Below are 18,596 nucleotides of genomic sequence, written 5' to 3'. Positions count from 1 at the left end.
AATGTAACTATTTGTTCTTTATCGTTATCATCAATTATTTTGGCAGTAATATTTCCTGTAATTTTTTGTTTTAAATTTAATATAATTTCAGATTCAATTATTCTTACTGGATAAGTAATTTTTAATTAGGATTAAGTTCAAATTTATCAGCGGGTTCCTTAACAATACTTAAAATCATTTCTTGTTCTTGTTTATTTGTGTTTGATAAATCAAATTCATTTGATAATACATTAATGATTTCAGAATTTTTATTATTTATATTTGTAAAATCTGTTAATTTCATTTCATCATCAGAATTTATGTTTCAACCATTTAATTTATTTTCTTGTTTTGTTTTAGTTAATCCTGTTGTAATTTGAAATACTAATTTTGATTTTGAATTATATTCACAAGCAGGTACATTAAATGATCTTGTATTTGGAATTTTATTGGTAATTTCTCTATCGGGACATACATTTTTAGGAACATTAGATCATGAAAATGAATTTTCTTTTTTTGTTATTTCAATATCTGAAAAATTTAAATTATTAGTATCAATATAATTTATTTCTTTAAATATTAAATTTGGATTTTCATCTCGAAATTTAAAAAATGATGCTTTTTTAATTAATTCATTTAAATTAATATCATTAATTTCTTCTTTATTTTTAATTTTATAATTAACAGTAACTTCACCAAAATATTTACCATTGTCTTTTATTTTAATTGTGGCTGATGTCTCTGTTTTATTAATAATTTCTAACTGTGATATATCTAAATCAGGATTTAAATAATTTAATTCATTTAAAATAATTTCATCATTAATAATGTTATTAAACCTTAAATTATTTATTTGAATAATATTTAAAAGCATTTTATTTTTAGTTATTGCAAATACATTACCACTTTTTTGTTCAATTATAATACAAATAACTGCTTCATTTATTCCATTAATTTTAATTAAGTTTGATGAAGGTCTTGATTTAAAATATAATCCATCATCTGTTGCAAAATAAGTAGCGCCGGCAACTGTAGACTTAATATTTCTGTCATGGATTGCAATATCATTAACTTGACCTTTTATTTCGCTAATTTCTATAGCATCATAATTGTTTGGTTTATCTTCAATCAAATAAACTTTTTTATCTAAATTTTTTAAATTATTTGTTTTTAAATAACTGATTTCACTTTTTTCTGAAGTTGGAGCGTTTCCGACAATTCCTAACATTCCGCTTCCGGCCATTGTTATTATGCTTAATAAACTAAGTAATTTTTTCATATTAATCAAATTACTTTCATGAATTTTTACTAATTAATAAATTTTTATAGATCACCCAACTATTTCTTAAATTTTTACAATTTAATTAATACAAATTAATTATAAATCATCAAATAAGAATTTCTATCATTTTTTCAAAAGACTTGGTACATAACTATAACACTTTAGCCTACTAAACTATAAAATTCATTTTTATCTTTGTATTTATCTAACATTTATACTTCACCTAGGAAATAATATTATCAAAATAGTAGATAAAATTAAAGGTTATATACCAAGTCTAAAATATTAAATACTACTTCTAGGAAAATATTTACCTTTAAAAAATAAAAATAAACTAACAAAATTTAACTTTGTTAAAATTACTACCAAGAAAGGCGATTTTTATGTTAGAAATTAATAATAATTTAAAAGCCCCGGAAAATAAGCATTGATTTAGTTTATTTACAACCCATAAAAATATGTACACCAATAAATGTAAACAATTAGCTAACAAATATGAGAAATTAGATGAATACTTATATAAATATCATTATCGGTTAAAACAAGGTTATAAAGTAGTTCATTTTGCTTTAAGAACAATTATTACAATTTTTGGTAATGTTACTTTTAAACGACGCCGATATAAATATTGAAATCAAAAATCAGGTAAATTTGAATATGTATGTTTACTAGATAAAGAAATAGGTTTATTGCCCAAACAACGCATTTATTTTGATGTCCAATTTAAAGTTTTAAGTCTTCTGGGTGATGGCAAACGCTATCGCGATGTTTTAGATGCTCTAAATCATTGTTATATTTCAAAAGGTAGTATTTCAAATATTTTAAATAAATATGATATTGCCGAATATTTTCAACTAGCAGAAAAAGAAACTAAAACTAGAATTGATGTCAAAAATAAGGATTTATATATTCAACTAGATGAGACCTTTTTAGCAACATTAGATCATAAGGTTAAAAAAGACCAAAGAATTCGTTTAGTTACTTTTCATACCGGACATAAAGAAAAAAAATACAAAAATGCTCGTAGAGAATTAGAAAACAAACGAGTTCATTTTCTAATGTTAAAAGTTGGCAAACGAATAAATACGATGGATTATCGTGATTTATTAATTAAGGAATTACAAAAAAATTATGTGAATATTAATTATGACAAAATAATTGTTTGTGGCGATGGTGATACTTGAATTAGAGAAATTGCCAATAGTTTTGGTAATGTTAGATATATTTTAGATGGTTGTCATGCTATTAAAAAGTTAAAACAAACTGCATTTAATATTATTTTTGAAAATCGTAAAGTAACAATAAATAGTTGAATTAAATTATATAAGGATGGCAATCACCAAGAATTAATCAAAAACATTCGTAGTAGTTTTGCTAAAAATGAATTAAATAAAGATATTAAAACAAATTTAAGAAAGGCGAGTAATTATTTCAGTAATAATAAACAAGGTATTCATAATCAAAATTTAGAATGAAATATCGGTTGTAGCATTGAGAGTGATGTATCGCATTTGGTAAAACAACAATTAGGATATGGAGCGAAAATATATAATCATAAGAATTTAAATAATCTATTACATTTAAGAATGGCAAATTTAAATAAATTAAATGTATTACATTATATTAATAAAAATATTAATTCATAAATAGAAATCAGAAAATAAATATATAAAACTTCATTATGAAATAAATATAATAAGAAAAATGATGATAGTTGAATTAATAAAGTTAGTATTGTATATACGAATAAATATAGAAAACATAAATTTAGATAATTAGTGATAATTTATTAATAAAATTAATAATTTTTCATTGTGTAAAAATTCAATAATATGATAAAATAGTAGTGAATAAAAATGACAATAACAAGAAAGGCAGGGTTAGTTTAGTAATTAAATAATATAATTAGCTGATTGTTTTACTTCTTCAAAGCAATACCTAAGAAAACTAAACGCGACCCTTTTAAAACCCTCTTGTACTTGTCATAAGTCTGTGGTATATTACAATCTTTTTCGTTATTAAACTGAAAATTTTTAAAAATTTCTTTTATTTGTTGGTGAATTTCAATAATTGTATTCATTTTTTGAGATGGATTACCATATATTTTAAGTTGTTCTTTAGTCATAATTTGCCACCTCTCGTTTACTATCGTTAATATTATTATCTATTAATAGTAGTAAAAGTAAAAGTAAAAGTTTTAGTTATTTTTCTAATTGTTAATCAGATATTTTGCAAATAGTAAAGCAGATAAATATTTTTTATTGTATAATTATTATAAATTCAAAATGGTTTTTTTAGGAAAGGATATATTTATATGAATAAAGACAAAGATGATGAAAAAAATAATTCTTCTAAAAAATTTAAAGGTGGTTTTTTTAAAGTAGTTGCTTTTTACTATAAAAGATATTTATGACAATGTTGTATCATAATGATTTTTACAGCCTTAGGGTCGATTTGTGTCATTATCACCCCAAAAATAACGCAAAAATTAGTTAGTCCTGATGTTTTGCAAGGACCTTATGGCATGTTAATTAGTTATGTAATTATTATCATTATTCTTTATCTTGCTTCCGGAGTTTTTAATTTCTTTCAAAGTTTTTTAGGGGGCATTATTGCTAAAAAGATTGAAATTGATATTCGAAATAAAGTGTTAAATAATTTAGTTGATTTAGATATGCAATTTTATACGAATAAAAAGAATGGTGAAATTTTAACTAAAGTTATTGCTGATACTGCTACTATTGGTGACCAAGCACAACAAATACCAATTAGTTTTCTTTCAGCAATTTTTACTTTTGTTGGAGCAATTGTAATTCTTTTAACTATTAGAATTAAATTAACTATTGTTGCTTTAATCGCGGCATTAACAATTTTAGTTACATTATTAGTAGTGTTTGGTATTTTTAAAAAAATAACTTATAAAGTTCACAAAGTTTTGACAAATATTAATGGCGATATTACTGATCGCATTAGTGTTATTCGTTTAATTAAATCATCAGGAACAGAAACTTATGAAAAAGAGCATTTTGTGGATATTCATAAAATTTATTATAAAACTTCACTTAAACAAGTAACATTATCATCAGTAATTGTTTCTTTTATGAAAATGGGAATTTCTAGTTTGAATATTATTATTTTATTAGTAGGGATAATAATGATGCATAATCAAACTTTGGTTGCAGATAATTCTGAAGCAATTCCAATTATTATTTCATTTGTTTTAGGAATTAATATTTTAATTTTTCCAATTATGACATTAGTTCGTACTTTTAATAATTTAGCTAATGCATCAACATCGTCAATTAGAATTAATGAATTATTAAATGAAAAGCCACAAATTAATCGTAATTTAGAGCAACCGATTATGAAGACTGTTACGGGAAATATTATTTTTGATAATGTTAGTTTCTATTATCGTAATAGTGATCAAATTATTTTGAATAAATTTAACTATCATTTTGAACAAGGTAAGTCTCACGCTTTCGTTTGTAAAACGGGAGTAGGGAAATCAACAATCTCTAAACTATTTATTAAGGTTTTATGATCCTTCTATGGGAACAATTTACATTAATGCTGATCAAGATTTAAAAAAAATTAATTTAACTTCTTATTTACAACATGTTGGTTATGTTGAACAAGAACCCCGAATTTTTTATGGTACTTTCTTTGAAAATATTAGTTATGGAGTTTTTAAAGTTACTAAAGAAGAAGTTATTGTTGCTTGTAAAAAAGCAGAGTTGCATGATTTTATTATTGTTTTAAAAAATGGTTATGATACTATTTTAGGTGAACGGGGATTTATTTTATCTGGTGGTCAAAAACAAAGATTAGTAATTGCAAGAATGTTTTTAAAAAATCCTGAAGTTTTAATTTTAGATGAAGCAACAAGTTCTTTAGATAATATTGTGGAAAAATAAATTCAAGAAAATCTTAATCAAATAATGAAAGGAAGAACAACCTTTATTATTGCGCATTGTTTATCAACGATTAAAGATGTTGATGAAATTCTTGTTTTAGAAAAAGATAAAGGTGTTGTTCAAAGTGGTAATTTTGAAACATTAAAAAATCAAGAAGGTCGCTTTAAAGCATTATATACTGCAGGATTAATGGCTTAGTTTAAAAAACTAAAAGTTTATTTATAAAATTATATGATAATGAATCTAAAAATTAGATAAAATGGTGGTTATAAAGTGAAATTAATTGATGTTGATAAAATTGCTCATATTATTAAGCAAGTTGTATCAATAACACCAGGTGTTGTTGCATTTGCTTATAGTCGTGAAAATAAAGAAAATGAGGATGCCATTGCTTTAGAAAAAGACATTACCCCTGCAATTGATGTTAAAAAAATTGAAAAAAATCATTATGGGGTTAAAATTCATATTATTAGTTCAATTCATACTAATATTTTTGAAGTTTTACAAGAAGTTCAACATCGTGTTAAATATGAATTGGAAAAGCAAATGGAATTTGATAGTAATTTTAAAATTGATATTTGCATTGATGATTTAATTAGTGAATAATATTTATTAAGAGGTAGGTGAAATAAAATGAAAATTAATGCAAAATTATTTAAAATCATGCTTATTAGTGCTGCTAATAACTTATATAATTATCACTTAGAAATTGATAAATTAAATGTTTTTCCTGTTCCAGATGGTGATACGGGAACAAATATGAATTTAACAATGGAAAATGCTATCAAAAAAATTAAAAAATATGAAACTTCTAGTATTACTGAAATAGCAAATGTGTTTAGTCGCGGTTTGATTATGGGAGCTAGGGGAAATTCAGGAGTTATTTTATCCCAAATTTTTCGTGGTTTTAGTAAAGGATTAGTTCATGAAGAATTTATCAGTACTAGCGATTTACTAAAAGCATGAACTTATGCTAAACAAGTAGCTTATAAAGCGGTTATGAAGCCTATTGAAGGAACAATTTTAACTGTTATTAGACTTGCTATTGATGATACTAAACTTGAAACTAAGGAAACAATATTGCCATTAAAATTCATGGATAAGTTTTTGGAAAATGCTAACAATGCATTAGCACAAACTCCTGAGTTATTGCCAATTTTAAAAGAAGTTGGTGTTGTTGATTCAGGCGGTTTTGGATTAGTTAAAATTATTGAGGGAATGGTTTATTCATTAGAAAAAGGGAAAGAAATTAAAAAGAAAAAGAATTTAGTAGCTAGTGATAATAAAGAAGTTGCTATTAAATTAGATGATGAAAATTTTGGTTATTGTACAGAAACGATTGTTATTTTAAGTGAAATGAAACAAAAAAATTTTCCTTTAGAAAAAGTTCGCTTTTCGTTAGAAGAGCAAGGTTGTAAATCAATCGTTGTTGTTCAAGATCAAGATATTTTTAAAGTTCATGTTCATTCGTTAATGCCCGGGCAAATATTAGTTTATTTACAACAATTTGGTGATTTTCAAAAAGTAAAAATTGAAAATATGGGTTTGCAAGCAAAAAAGCATAGTACAGAAATTAAAGAAATTCGTAGTTTAAATAACCCTTGAGCAATTATTACTGTTGCTGTTGGTAAAGGTTTAGCAAAATATTTTATGAATGACTTACAAGCATCGTATGTAGTTAGTGGGGGGCAAACAATGAACCCATCAACTGATGATTTTTTAAAAGCGATTGAATTAGTTGATGCTAAAGATGTTTATATTTTACCAAATAATTCTAATATTATTTCAACTGCACAACAAGCAGCGAAACTAGAAAAGAAATCTAATGTTTATGTTATCCCTACAACTTCAATTCCAGAAGGAATGCTTAGTATTCTTAGTTTTAATAAGGAAGAAAAAAGTGCTAAAAAAAATTTTAATAATATGAAAAATGCTACTAAAAAAATTTTGTCAGCAAGAATTACTAATGCTGTTAGAACAACAACTATTGATGGTGTTGCTGTGAAAGAAGGAAATTATCTTGGTATTTTAGATAAAAAAATTTATACTCAAGAAGCAGATTTAGTTTTAGTAGCAAAAAAATTACTAAGTAAAATGATTAGTAAATCATCATCGCAATTGGTAACAATTTTTATTGGCGAAGATGCTAAACGCCAAGATTTACGACTAATTGAAAAGTATATTGATGAAAACTTTGATGTTGAATATGAAAAAATTGAAGGCGAACAACCAGTATATCCTTTCATATTTGGTGTTGAATAGATATAATTTAATTGTTAAAAAGAGGTGAAGTTTGTGAAAATTGCAGTAGATGTTATGGGCTCAGATTTAGGACATAAACCACTAATAAGTGGTGTCATAAAATTTTTACAACAATATAATGACATTGATATTATTTTAGTTGGTAACGAGCTGATAATTAAAGAATATTTAATTGGTTCTAAATTAAATGAAAAGTTATTATCGCGGATTAGTTTTAAAAATGCTAATGAAGAAATAATGATGACTGATAGTATTTTAGATATTAGAAGAAAAAACGATAATTCAATGAGTAAAGCAATTGAATGTGTTGCTAATAAAGAAGCTGATGCAGTATTAACAGCAGGGGCTACGGGTCCTTTTTTAGCAGCTAATCATTTTATTTTAAAAGAAATAACTGGTGTTAGTCGTCCAGCTTTTATGGCAATTATGCCAACAAAAATAAAAAATAAGCAAGTTGTGCTTATTGATGCGGGAGCTAATGTTGAAAATGATAGTAATGATTTAGAAATATTTGCTATGATGGCAAATATTTATGTTCAAAAAATTTGAGAATTATCGCAACCAAAAGTAGCATTATTAAATATTGGTACAGAAGAGAAAAAAGGTAAGAAGTATCATCAAAAAACTTATATAAAATTAAGTAACAATTCACAATTAAATTTTGTTGGTAATATTGAACCTAATAATTTTATGAATGGTGATATTGATATTGTTGTAACTGATGGTTTTACTGGTAATATTTCCTTGAAAGCGGTTGAAGGAACGTCACGGAATTTATTGCAAGTTTTACGAAATCAGTTTACTAAGAATATCTTTCGTAAGTTAGCATCATTATGTTTGAAAAAAGCATTTAATGAAATTAAAGAAATTTTTGACTATCGAAATACGGGCGGAGCAATTTTAATTGGTGTTAATGGCATTGTTTTTAAAGCGCATGGTAGTAGTGATGTTAAAGCATTTTTTAGTACTTTAAAATTAGTTCGGAAAGCGCTTTTAGAAGATGTATTATCACTAATTAAAAATAATGTTGTTAAAGAAGAAGGAAAATAAGGATTTATGTTTATTGAAGAAATTAAAATTTTGTTAAAAACATTTAATTTAGAATCACGAAATATTAATTTATATGAAGAAGCTTTGACTCATAGTTCATATGCTAATGAAAAGCAATTAAATTTTAATTATCAACGATTAGAATTTTTAGGTGATGCGGTGTTGCAAATGTATACAACATTATATTTATATTGAATAAATGATGATTTAAATGAAGGCGAGTTAACAATTTGGCGAAGTCAAATTGTTAGAGAAGAAACCTTAGCACAAGTGTGTAGATTTTATAAGATTAATGAATATATTCGCTTAGGTAAAGGCGAAATTCAAACGGGTGGTCGTGAAAAAGATAGCATTTTAGGTGATGTTTTTGAAGCTATTGTCGGTGCTATTTATTTAGATTTAGGCCAACAAGCGGTTAATACATTTTTAATGCAAACATTATTTAATAAAATTAAAGATAAAAGTATTTATTTAGTTAAAGATTATAAAACTTTATTACAAGAATATTTACAAACTGAACACCAAGATCCTATTGAATATAAAGTTATTTTTGAACATAAAGATAAAAATAGCTATCAATATGTTGCTATTGTAAAAAGTGGTGACATTATTTTTGGTAAGGGAAGTGGTAGTTCACATAGTAAAGCTGAGCAAGCAGCTGCAAAAGATGCTTATTTAAAATTAGTTAAGGTTGTTTAAATAAAAAGATAGCAATTAATGAGGTAATTAGATGTTAAAGTTATTTAAAAGTATTATTTATAGTTTTTTTCAAAACTTTTTTCAAGTAATTAGTTTACTAATTGTTATTTTAATAATGTTAGTTATCCTTTTAGGGGTATTTTCATCAAATGATTATGTTAAAAATCAATATGCTAAAATTTATAATAATGCTGCAATTTATGATAATACAATTAGTTCATCTAAAGATTTAGTTTTTAGAAACGATTCTAAACTTTGAAAAAATAAAAATTATTTTACTTCTGAAAATAAACTTGATATAGAAATTTTTAAAAAAGCAACTCTATCAATAAGTCATCTTACTGAATTTGTAGAAACCACAGATGTTTTGCACATTTGGTTTTTATAAATTATTTTGGGGGCTATATTCTTTTGGCAGTAATATTTTGTATTGAATACGACAGCGAAAACTATGTCATTGGTAATAAAAATACAGTTGGAATCTGTAATTCTTGTGATGAAAAGAGTTTTTAATTTTGAAAGGAACGATAAATTATAAAATATGTCGTTGGTGTTTGCATATTAAAAACTTAGAAAATAACGATGTTTACGACCAAAAATTTATTAATCATATTAAAAAAATTTTAAATCCGAAAGGGAAAAAGAAAAATGAAATATAATGTTAAATTAGTTAGTATAAAAAGAACAATATTTAAAAATAAAGATGGTTCTACGATGTCGGGTTGCTCTGCCGAATTTTTGCGTTATGAAAATGACTTATTTTAGCCTACCGGCGAACAAAAAGCCTTATGAATTGATGATAACAATCTAGAACAACAAGAAATTTATAAAATGTTAAATCATTTTTTAGTTGCGAATTAACTTTTGAAAAAACCCCAAAATAGTTAACTTGCAAAAAACTGAATTATCAAAAAATCAAAAAAACTTGTCCAGTTAATTGATAAACATCTTGGTCTGCGAAGCGGTGCGGAAGGCGTATGCCCCCGCCCGCTAGCGGGTTAGTCGGCTTCGCCGACTATTACTTGATTAAATAACACAACTGGCAAAAATCTAAAACGGGAGCATAAAATATGAATTTAAAACTTCAAAATCCGACTGATTTTTATATGAAAACGATTTATTACGGTCAATATATTCGTAATATCGTTATGCCCTTAGAACGAATTAAAACAAATAACCACAATGCTGGCGGTTTAAAAAATAAAGGTAATTGTGATACAAAAATGCTTAATAGCAATATTCGTGCAAAATCTAATGTTATTAGGAATGCATATCATAATTTTTGAGACTGTAAAAAACTTACATTCTTAACCCTTACTTATGCTGATGTTAATGAATTTGATATTAGAAAATGTAAGCGTGATTTAAATAAATTTTTTAAAAAATTAAAATACTGATTTAAAGTTAACAATAAAAATATTAAGTATTTGTATACATATACATATCAGAAACGAGGCATTATTCATTTTCATATTTTAATCACCGAAAAAATACCTCATAAAATTATTTTACAATTTTGATCTTATGGAATTAATAAAAATATTAGAGTTCGTGAAAACACTAATGAAATGGTTTTAAAATATTGCTCCAAATATATAACTAAAAATGTCATGAATGAAAACTCATTAAATCAGTATGACTTAAATATCAGGGCTTATCAATTCTCTTACAACTGTCAAAATCCCATTACTAGAAAACAAGTATTTACCGATACTTTGAATAATATTGTTAATAGAACCATAAATTCTGAATTTGTAAAGTACTTAAAATCAAAAGTTAATAAATTTAAAACTAAAATGTGCGGAGCAATCTATGAATTTAAAAATATTAATTATGTAGACTTTGAAAGTGAAAATTATACTTCGTTAGAAAGCTTAAGATTTAGAAATCAACTAAGAAAAATGAAACATTAGAAGTAAAAAAATGAAAGAAAAAGTGCAATTTAAAATAAGAATTAAAAATTGATTTAAAAATCATTGGTTAAAAATATTACTTAGCATTGTTTTTATCTTTATAAACTTAATACTTTGAACTTTAACTTTATTGGATACTGGGAACAAATAGAGAATTTATTGAATTTATTGAAAAAGATATGTATAAGTTTTTTAGCTTAAATACCGCCATTATGTTGCTCGGATTGTTTGTTTATTGATTTGGTAGTGCGGTATTTATTGCTTTTCAAGTTGAAAAATTAGTTTGACTTATTGTTAAGAAAATTAAGGAAAAAAGAGCTTTGAAAAATGAAACTAAACAAACTAATTAATTCTTTAAAAAAATATTGATGAATAATACTTAATTACATTATATTCATATCTTTAAGTATAGTTTTATTGTTACATACAGATATTAAAAATTTGCAAAAATTTATTAAAAATTTTGGAGAAATTGGTAAGTTAATGATTATAGGTTACTCATTAGTATGAATAACCTTAGCAGAAATAGTAAAATGTTTAATTTGCTTTGTATTAAAAAAATCAAAATTAAAAGAACAAAAAATGGTATGGCAACCCTTTTTTGGACACTTTTTATATAGACTGTCATTTTCTAAATTCAACAGGCGTTAAATAATTTAAACTGCCATGTATTCTACGATTATTGTATCAATTAACAAAATCAAATAATTCGCATTTTAATTGTGTTAAATTTTCAAATTTTTTACCCTTGATAAATTATATTTTAAAAGTTTTGTAAGTTTTTTCAGCCACAGCATCGTCATAAGGACAACCCTTCGCACTCAATGATCTTTTAATATTAAAGGTTATTAAAATTTCATCAATGATTTTATTTTTGAACTCATTACCACGATCAGTATGAAATAAAGTTATTTTATTTAATGGTCGTGTTATTTTATGAAAAGCTTGTTGAACTAGTTCGGCGGTTTTGTTTGGTCCGGCACTATAGCCAATTATTTCTCGATTAAACAAGTCAATTAATAAATAAATATAATGTCATTTTCCTATAACTTGCACATATGTTAAATCACTAACAACAACTTCATTAGGTTTTTTGTTATTAAATTGACGATTTAAAACATTACTAATTCGTTCATTATTAACCATTGTTTTATGATTACGATATTTTAATTTGGTGTATTTAGAAACCAAATTATTTTTGATCATAAGGAATCTGATTTTTCGACGTGATAAGATAATATCTTTTCTCATTAAAACAGCTTTAATTTTACGGGCACCATAAATTTTACGATTTTTATTAAATGCACCGATAACTTCTTCTTCATAATTATTAACATCATACTTAACACAATTATTAGTTTGATAATAATATGTTGATTTTGCTATTTTTAATATTTGATACATTTTTAGCACGGAATATTTTTCTTTATTATTGTTAATAATGCCTATTTTTTGCCAATTATCAATGCTGCTTGCTTTAAAATATTATTTTCCATTCGTAATTGTTGGTTTTCTTTTCGCAAGTAAATTAATTCATTTTCTTCGACAGTGCGATTATCTTGCACTTTAAATGACCCAAAATTATTAAAATTTTCAATTCACTGATATACGGCTGATTTTGAAATTCCGTATTCTTTAATAATTTCAACAATGCTTTTTCCGTTTTGATAAAGCATGACAATTTGTTTTTTAAATTCATTTAAATATGAGTTTTTCTCCATTTTTATCTTCCTGCTTTCTTAATAATTTTATTTTATTTTAAAGTCCACATAAATATGGTCCAACTTATTGTAACCTATCCAATGACTTAAATTTTAATTAAAATTTAAGTCATTTTACTTCCTTTTTTATTGCATAGTACATTCCTGAACTGCTATAGCTTTTTAAAAATTTTTTTTAATTTTGTCGAAAACTCTTGATAAAATAAAAAAAATCATCAACTTGATAATTTTAAAAGGCTTTTATGTAAAATTACTATTTTTACTTTAATTTTTTATACATTAAAATATAATACCGCTGTTTGTTGGTTTGGAGTTAAACCCTTATGTTGGTATTTTCATTTTCAGAGATTTAAATAATTTTGAATATTAGTAAAACCTAACGCGTGATAATGAATTAAGACTTCTTTAAGACTAGATTGTAATTTACTGATTTTATTTAAGTTACGATAACTAGCTTCAGGATTAATTGTTGTTTTAGTTACACATAAAGTAGAATTTGTTTGTTTTGCTACTAAAAAATATAATTTTTGCATATCAGAAGTAATAATTGAATTTTGGTTAATTAATTCTTTGTTCATATTTTCAATAACTCATTGTTTTTGTAAACGTTTGGTGTTTGTGGATTTAACATAAATATTGTTATTATTATAAACTTCCATTTGAATACAGCATTTAGTATTAGTTGCGGATGGGTCAAGGTGAATTCTTCGTGGATCAGTTTTATGTTTGAAATTTCCTTTATGAATTTCTTTAATAAATGTTTCATCGATTTGTATTTTACCAGATAATTTTTTAAATTTTAATTGGGTATTTTCTAATTGTTTTGATTTCATTAATTTTTGACGATTATATCAAGCAGTTTTTAATGTAATTTTAATAAAACGAGAAATTTTTTTACTAGATTGCCCCAGCAATGAAATTTGAATCAATAAATTTCATTGTTCATAATTTAAATGACTTCAATAAATAAAATGATTACGAAAAACGTCAAAACTTGCACGGCAATTTTTACATAAATATTTTTGTTTTCCTTCTGGATTATGTCCATTTTTAACGCGATGGTAAGATTCACATTTAGGGCATTTAATACCTTGTGCTCTAAATTTTTGATCAATTTCATTTAAACGTTTTTGTTTTTTTATTAATTCTGCTTGTTGTTTGACTTTTTCATAAAATTCTAAAAATTGATCATCTGTTAAAATATTTACTAGTTCTTGAATTATTTTTTCCATAATTATTATCCACCTCTATCATATTAAAAATATACCTAAAATTAAGTATATTCAATAAATATCAAGGTTTTTCTACAAAATTAAAAAAAATTTTAAAAAACTGATGATTTTCAATTCTCATAAAAGTATTATGGAATATTCAAATTAAAATAGCAAGGTTATTTTTTATTTTTATAAAAATTGCTAATCTTTTTTTGTTTAAACTAGTTTTTTCTATGATGTTTTTTGTAAGATGAGAACATCTTTTCTTTGAATAATAAAAATTGAAATAAAGTATGTTATTAGAAGAATAAATAATACAATGCCAACTGTTAATAATAAAGAAATTAATGAAATATGAGTTAGATACATAATTCCTGAGAGTTTAAATATATAAGCACCCACAATATATCAAGTTAAAAATGAAAGCCCTACACCACCAGCAAAGAAAAGAATAACAGCAATTAAATACCAACCAATAATTAAACTAACAATTTGCTTAATATGATAACCAAGAATTTTCATTGTCGCAATAATAAAAATATTATCATCAATAATCATTGAAACTAATAAAATTAAAACAATAATTACTACTATTAAGGTTACATAACGAATTGTATCTAAAACACTACTAATGATATTTAAAAGATTAGTAATACCGTCTTTTGCTAAACGAATAATAAGAATGCTATTAAAATTAGCAGTATTCTTAATTCCTAATGTTGGGATGTTAGGTTCTTCTTTTATTAATGGTGGTCTTACTAAATTGTTTTTATTGTTGTTATTACTAATACTACCAATTGTGACAATCGGAATACTATCTCTTTCATAATAAAGTCCCATTGACCGTAAGGGTTGTAATACTTCATTTTTCCCCATTATAAAGTTATAAAAATTATTATTTTGAAAATCATTACCTTCTTTATTAACATCAATAATGTCATAATTGTCACCATTCTTAATAGCTTCACGATAAACAAAATATTTCGTAATTATTTTTTCATTAGTGACAATAGTTCATCCATCGGTAGCATTATCAATAATACCAACAATTTTAATATTCATATCTTTAATTCAAAACATATTAAAATTATTAATAATATCACCGACTTGATATTGATGCTGATAATATTCAGCATAACTACGAGAAACAAGAACTGGTAATATGCGACGCTTAACATCATAATCATTAGGATTATTAAAGTAAAGTTGATCAATGTATTGGCCACTATGTTTAATATTTAATATGTCTTGAAAAGATTTTTGATTTACACCATAAACAAAGGCATTAAATCCTGAATTAATCTTTTGAATCGCTTTTAATTTGGGGGGAATATTGAAATAATAACGATTCAGCAAATAATCTTGTGTATTATCATATTCTACATAATTAAGGGTTAAATCAATATTTTCAATATTAATATTAATATTGGTATTTTTAAAATCATCAATAATGTTTAAAAAACTCATAATGTCTTTAAAATTAAATTCAGATGGTATTTTTTTACTAAGTTCAATAATTAATTTCCGATTTTTTAAAATAATAGCTATCGTGTCACTACTAACATTAAATTTATATCGTTCAGGAATTTTTATTTGTAACGCTTTAAGACGATTAAATCATTTCATAAGTTGGTTTTGTTGATAAACATCTAACTTTTGAAATATTTGAATAAGACTAATATTAGTATTTTCATTTACAATTTTCTCAACGTCACCGAAAATTTCTTTTAACTTCTCATTGTCAATAGTATTAAAAACACAATAAATAGTTGCTTTTTTAGCATCAGGTTTTATTTCTTCATCTTGTCAATCAACGAGATAATATGTAAATTCTCTATTTGAATTGTGGTTATAAACATTAGATGTCTGAGGATCAATTATATCTTGTAAAGCAATATATTCATATTGTTGATTGTAAAAATAAGCAGTCGTTGCTGATTGTTTTGTATTGTTAGCATTAAATTGGTCATAATCAGTAATATTACGATATTGTTCATTATAGCTGTTACTGCCAGCAACTTTTCATTCGGAATGAAAACTATCAATTTTATGATTCATTGTATCCACAGTTAAATATTGTAAAAATAAAATAAACGAAGCTAATAACAAAATACTACCACTTACTAATCATTTTCCAAATGATTTAGTAAAAAATGCTACTGAAAGACGAAATGAAAACGGAAATTTAACTACTAATGCTTTAAAAAAATGTGCTGCTAAATAACCTTTACTACTATTGGAAGCATAAATTAATTGTAGTACAGGCATTCGTAAAAGAAAGGTTGTTAACCCTCAACAAACAAAAGTAAATAACAATGGTAAAAAGATAAAAAATATTAATAAAATTTTAATATCAAAATAAATCGTTACAATGCCAAAATTATAAATTAACATTGCTCCCGAAAATTGCTTTTGAAATAACAATGAAATTCCAAATCCTAAAATAGCCGCTAAAGATGTAATAATAAAAATTGAACCAATAAAATTAAACGAAATTTGTCAACCTTTATAACCAAATGATTTTAAAATTCCAATTTGAGTGCGTTGGTCATTAATTTCTTTACGAATAAAAAAAGATACAATTAAAACTAATGCTGACATTGAAATAAAAGTTAAAGCAATAAAAACAATACTTTGAATAATTAAATTACTTATTAATTCATCACTTATAACTTTAATAAAATTTTTATTAACATCTTCAATTAAAGTTTTTTCTTTTAATTGCTTGTAAATATCTTTTTGAGCTTGAACTTCATCACCACTAATTGTTAAATAAATATTAGAATTTTCAAAACTACTTTTAGTATCATTACAAAAATGATCATCAAATAAAAGATCAAGGGTAGTATAAATTACGCCATTATCTTTAGGACTTAACTGTTCGAGGATTACTGTTTGAATCAAACTATTTTTTTGAATAAACTTTGTTGTATAACTATTTCCAATACCGACAACAATAAATTTATTATTTTTAATTATAAATGAATCATTAATTTTAATATTATGGACATAACTATAAGTCTCACTAATAACAATTTCATCATTTCTTATCGGAATTCGCCCTTTAACAATACTAATAGGATTATTATTAATTAATCCAATATTTTCTAAATCAAAATTAGGAACAATATCAAATTCCTGACCATTATTATTTTGGATGCGTTCTTTAAAAAATAATGAACTTTTAATATTTTTAGAGTTTGCTGCCATTAAAATTCGCCAATTACGAATGCTAGTTTCACGAAGTGGAACTTTATCACTATCTTTATTTTGAGTAATAACAATTAAATGGATTGAACAAAGCATTGGATCAATAGAAGGTTCTTGTTCATTTTGATTTTCAATTTGACAATTAAAACCTTCATTTTCAAGTTTTGCTAACATTAGCATTAATTTAGCATTATTATTTTCAAAAAGATAATGTTTAGGGTGTTCTGTCAAATCAATAGTTGTATTGCTACTATTATTAATTAACTTTAATTCTGAGGGATTAGAGATATGATGTGTTGGTCGCAAAGGATTTTTATAGATTAAATCATATTTTGATGTAATTTGTTGATTGTTAGCAAACATGGCACTAAAAATGCTAATTGCTAGCACCAGCAAAATTAGTAAACCAATATATTGTAAAAATCGTTTCTTAATAGAACGAAAAGAGTTTTTTAAAAGAACAAACATCTACCTAACCCCTTATTTGGCAACACTGACAATAAAGTGAATATTATTGGGTTTAATCAATATTGATTCGTTAATATTATTAATAATGTGGTTTTGTAAATGTTCGCAAAGAGTTTCTAAATTTGTCTCTTTATTTACTTTTAAAACTATTGATACCACTCATTGTTCACTAAAAAAATTAATTTTAATATTTTTTCTCTGAGTATCTAATGCTGGAAATGATTTTAAATATGAAATTAATAATTTTTTAATAACTAATTGACTAATTTTCAAGGTACCACTTTTATTTGTCAGAACAGTTAACTTCACGATATCACTCCAAAAATCCACTACTTTAAATTTTTAATATTTAATATTTAATATTTAATATTTTATTTTCCAATTTCTAAAATTTTAACTTTATATTTTGTTTCTTTACCTTTAATTTCAACAATATCATTAACACTGTGATCAAAAATGGCTTTAACTAAGGGAGTCTCATTAGAAATTTTATTTTCAAAAGGATCAGCCTCCACAGTACCAACAATTTTAAATGTTGATTTATCATTAGTTTCTAAATTAAGAATAGTTACTATTGAACCAATTCTAATGGTTTTAGTTCCTTGACGATCAGTAGCAATAACTTTAGCTCGTGCTAAAGTATCTTCAATTTCTTTAATTCGACCTTCAACTTCAGCTTGGCGATTTCTTGCTGATTCATACTCAGCATTTTCTGATAAGTCACCTTGGTTTCGTGCTTCAACTAATTCTTTAATTACTTGTGGACGAATAATATTGATTAACTCATTTAATTCTTGATTTAATTCTTCTTTACCTTCTTTAGTTAACAAAATTTCATTATTGTTATTATTATCTTCCATTACTTTGTCTCCTTTATTTAA

Annotated in this window: 17 protein-coding genes and 1 pseudogene; 11 read left to right on the top strand and 7 right to left on the bottom strand. The window is 24.5% G+C overall.

Going from position 1 to position 18,596, the window contains the following annotated elements; all coding sequences use genetic code 4:
• Window positions 1–121 precede the first annotated feature (121 nt).
• Entirely contained in the window at window positions 122–1,258 is a 1,137-nt protein-coding gene (locus I5Q57_RS07010) for a hypothetical protein (RefSeq protein WP_215825855.1), read from the bottom strand.
• A 386-nt stretch (window positions 1,259–1,644) separates the two neighbouring features.
• Between I5Q57_RS07010 and I5Q57_RS07005 the strand changes: the two genes are divergently transcribed.
• Complete coding sequence (locus I5Q57_RS07005) at window positions 1,645–2,907, top strand: Mbov_0401 family ICE element transposase-like protein (protein ID WP_215825854.1); 1,263 nt, start codon at window positions 1,645–1,647, stop codon at window positions 2,905–2,907.
• Window positions 2,908–3,179: 272 nt separating this feature from the next.
• On the opposite strand, the gene I5Q57_RS07000 is transcribed toward I5Q57_RS07005, so the two are convergent.
• Window positions 3,180–3,386, bottom strand: coding sequence for a hypothetical protein (locus tag I5Q57_RS07000; protein ID WP_215825853.1), 207 nt, complete (start codon window positions 3,384–3,386; stop codon window positions 3,180–3,182).
• A gap of 189 nt (window positions 3,387–3,575) precedes the next feature.
• Between I5Q57_RS07000 and I5Q57_RS06995 the strand changes: the two genes are divergently transcribed.
• The 10 genes from I5Q57_RS06995 to I5Q57_RS06950 all read left to right on the top strand — a co-directional run bounded on the left by I5Q57_RS06995 (window position 3,576) and on the right by I5Q57_RS06950 (window position 11,452).
• The gene (locus tag I5Q57_RS06995; RefSeq protein WP_215825852.1) at window positions 3,576–4,832 is read left to right on the top strand and encodes an ABC transporter transmembrane domain-containing protein; all 1,257 of its coding nucleotides are present in this window, start codon (window positions 3,576–3,578) and stop codon (window positions 4,830–4,832) included.
• Complete coding sequence (locus I5Q57_RS06990) at window positions 4,813–5,178, top strand: ATP-binding cassette domain-containing protein (protein ID WP_215825851.1); 366 nt, start codon at window positions 4,813–4,815, stop codon at window positions 5,176–5,178. Before I5Q57_RS06995 ends, I5Q57_RS06990 begins: the two co-directional genes overlap by 20 nt.
• 24 nt (window positions 5,179–5,202) lie before the next feature.
• Window positions 5,203–5,376, top strand: a complete 174-nt coding sequence (locus I5Q57_RS06985; RefSeq protein ID WP_215825850.1) for a hypothetical protein — start codon at window positions 5,203–5,205, stop codon at window positions 5,374–5,376.
• 75 nt (window positions 5,377–5,451) lie between these two features.
• On the top strand, window positions 5,452–5,784 hold the full coding sequence (locus I5Q57_RS06980; RefSeq protein ID WP_215825849.1) for an Asp23/Gls24 family envelope stress response protein: 333 nt from the start codon (window positions 5,452–5,454) through the stop codon (window positions 5,782–5,784).
• A gap of 27 nt (window positions 5,785–5,811) precedes the next feature.
• A complete protein-coding gene (locus I5Q57_RS06975; RefSeq protein ID WP_215825848.1) occupies window positions 5,812–7,440 on the top strand; it encodes a DAK2 domain-containing protein in 1,629 nt (542 codons plus the stop codon).
• 33 nt (window positions 7,441–7,473) lie between these two features.
• Window positions 7,474–8,490, top strand: a complete 1,017-nt coding sequence (gene plsX / locus I5Q57_RS06970; RefSeq protein WP_215825847.1) for a phosphate acyltransferase PlsX — start codon at window positions 7,474–7,476, stop codon at window positions 8,488–8,490.
• Between the two features lie 6 nt (window positions 8,491–8,496).
• A complete protein-coding gene (gene rnc / locus I5Q57_RS06965; RefSeq protein ID WP_215825846.1) occupies window positions 8,497–9,189 on the top strand; it encodes a ribonuclease III in 693 nt (230 codons plus the stop codon).
• Between the two features lie 31 nt (window positions 9,190–9,220).
• Window positions 9,221–9,577: a hypothetical protein gene (locus tag I5Q57_RS06960; RefSeq protein ID WP_215825845.1), complete on the top strand. Its 357-nt coding sequence runs from the start codon at window positions 9,221–9,223 to the stop codon at window positions 9,575–9,577.
• 682 nt (window positions 9,578–10,259) lie between these two features.
• Window positions 10,260–11,102 carry a rolling circle replication-associated protein gene (locus I5Q57_RS06955; RefSeq protein WP_215825844.1) on the top strand — a complete coding sequence of 281 codons (843 nt, stop codon included), beginning with the start codon at window positions 10,260–10,262 and terminating at the stop codon, window positions 11,100–11,102.
• Window positions 11,103–11,314: 212 nt separating this feature from the next.
• Complete coding sequence (locus I5Q57_RS06950; RefSeq protein WP_215825843.1) at window positions 11,315–11,452, top strand: hypothetical protein; 138 nt, start codon at window positions 11,315–11,317, stop codon at window positions 11,450–11,452.
• Between the two features lie 262 nt (window positions 11,453–11,714).
• On the opposite strand, the pseudogene I5Q57_RS06945 reads toward I5Q57_RS06950, so the two are convergent.
• The 5 genes and pseudogenes from I5Q57_RS06945 to greA form a co-directional block, all read right to left on the bottom strand.
• Window positions 11,715–12,823 (bottom strand): annotated as a pseudogene (locus I5Q57_RS06945) (IS3 family transposase).
• A gap of 272 nt (window positions 12,824–13,095) precedes the next feature.
• On the bottom strand, window positions 13,096–14,055 hold the full coding sequence (locus I5Q57_RS06940; RefSeq protein WP_215825842.1) for an IS1/IS1595 family N-terminal zinc-binding domain-containing protein: 960 nt from the start codon (window positions 14,053–14,055) through the stop codon (window positions 13,096–13,098).
• 213 nt (window positions 14,056–14,268) lie between these two features.
• Window positions 14,269–17,715 carry an ABC transporter permease gene (locus tag I5Q57_RS06935; protein ID WP_215825841.1) on the bottom strand — a complete coding sequence of 1,149 codons (3,447 nt, stop codon included), beginning with the start codon at window positions 17,713–17,715 and terminating at the stop codon, window positions 14,269–14,271.
• Between the two features lie 12 nt (window positions 17,716–17,727).
• Complete coding sequence (locus tag I5Q57_RS06930) at window positions 17,728–18,024, bottom strand: hypothetical protein (RefSeq protein ID WP_215825840.1); 297 nt, start codon at window positions 18,022–18,024, stop codon at window positions 17,728–17,730.
• A 62-nt stretch (window positions 18,025–18,086) separates the two neighbouring features.
• A complete protein-coding gene (gene greA, locus I5Q57_RS06925) occupies window positions 18,087–18,575 on the bottom strand; it encodes a transcription elongation factor GreA (protein WP_215825839.1) in 489 nt (162 codons plus the stop codon).
• Window positions 18,576–18,596 lie beyond the last annotated feature (21 nt).

Source organism: Spiroplasma endosymbiont of 'Nebria riversi' (assembly GCF_018831625.1).
In the GTDB taxonomy this organism is placed as follows: Bacteria; Bacillota_I; Bacilli_A; order Mycoplasmatales; family Nriv7; genus Nriv7.
Note: the sequence above shows the minus strand (reverse complement) of the source record. Positions and strands in the feature narration are given on the sequence as shown.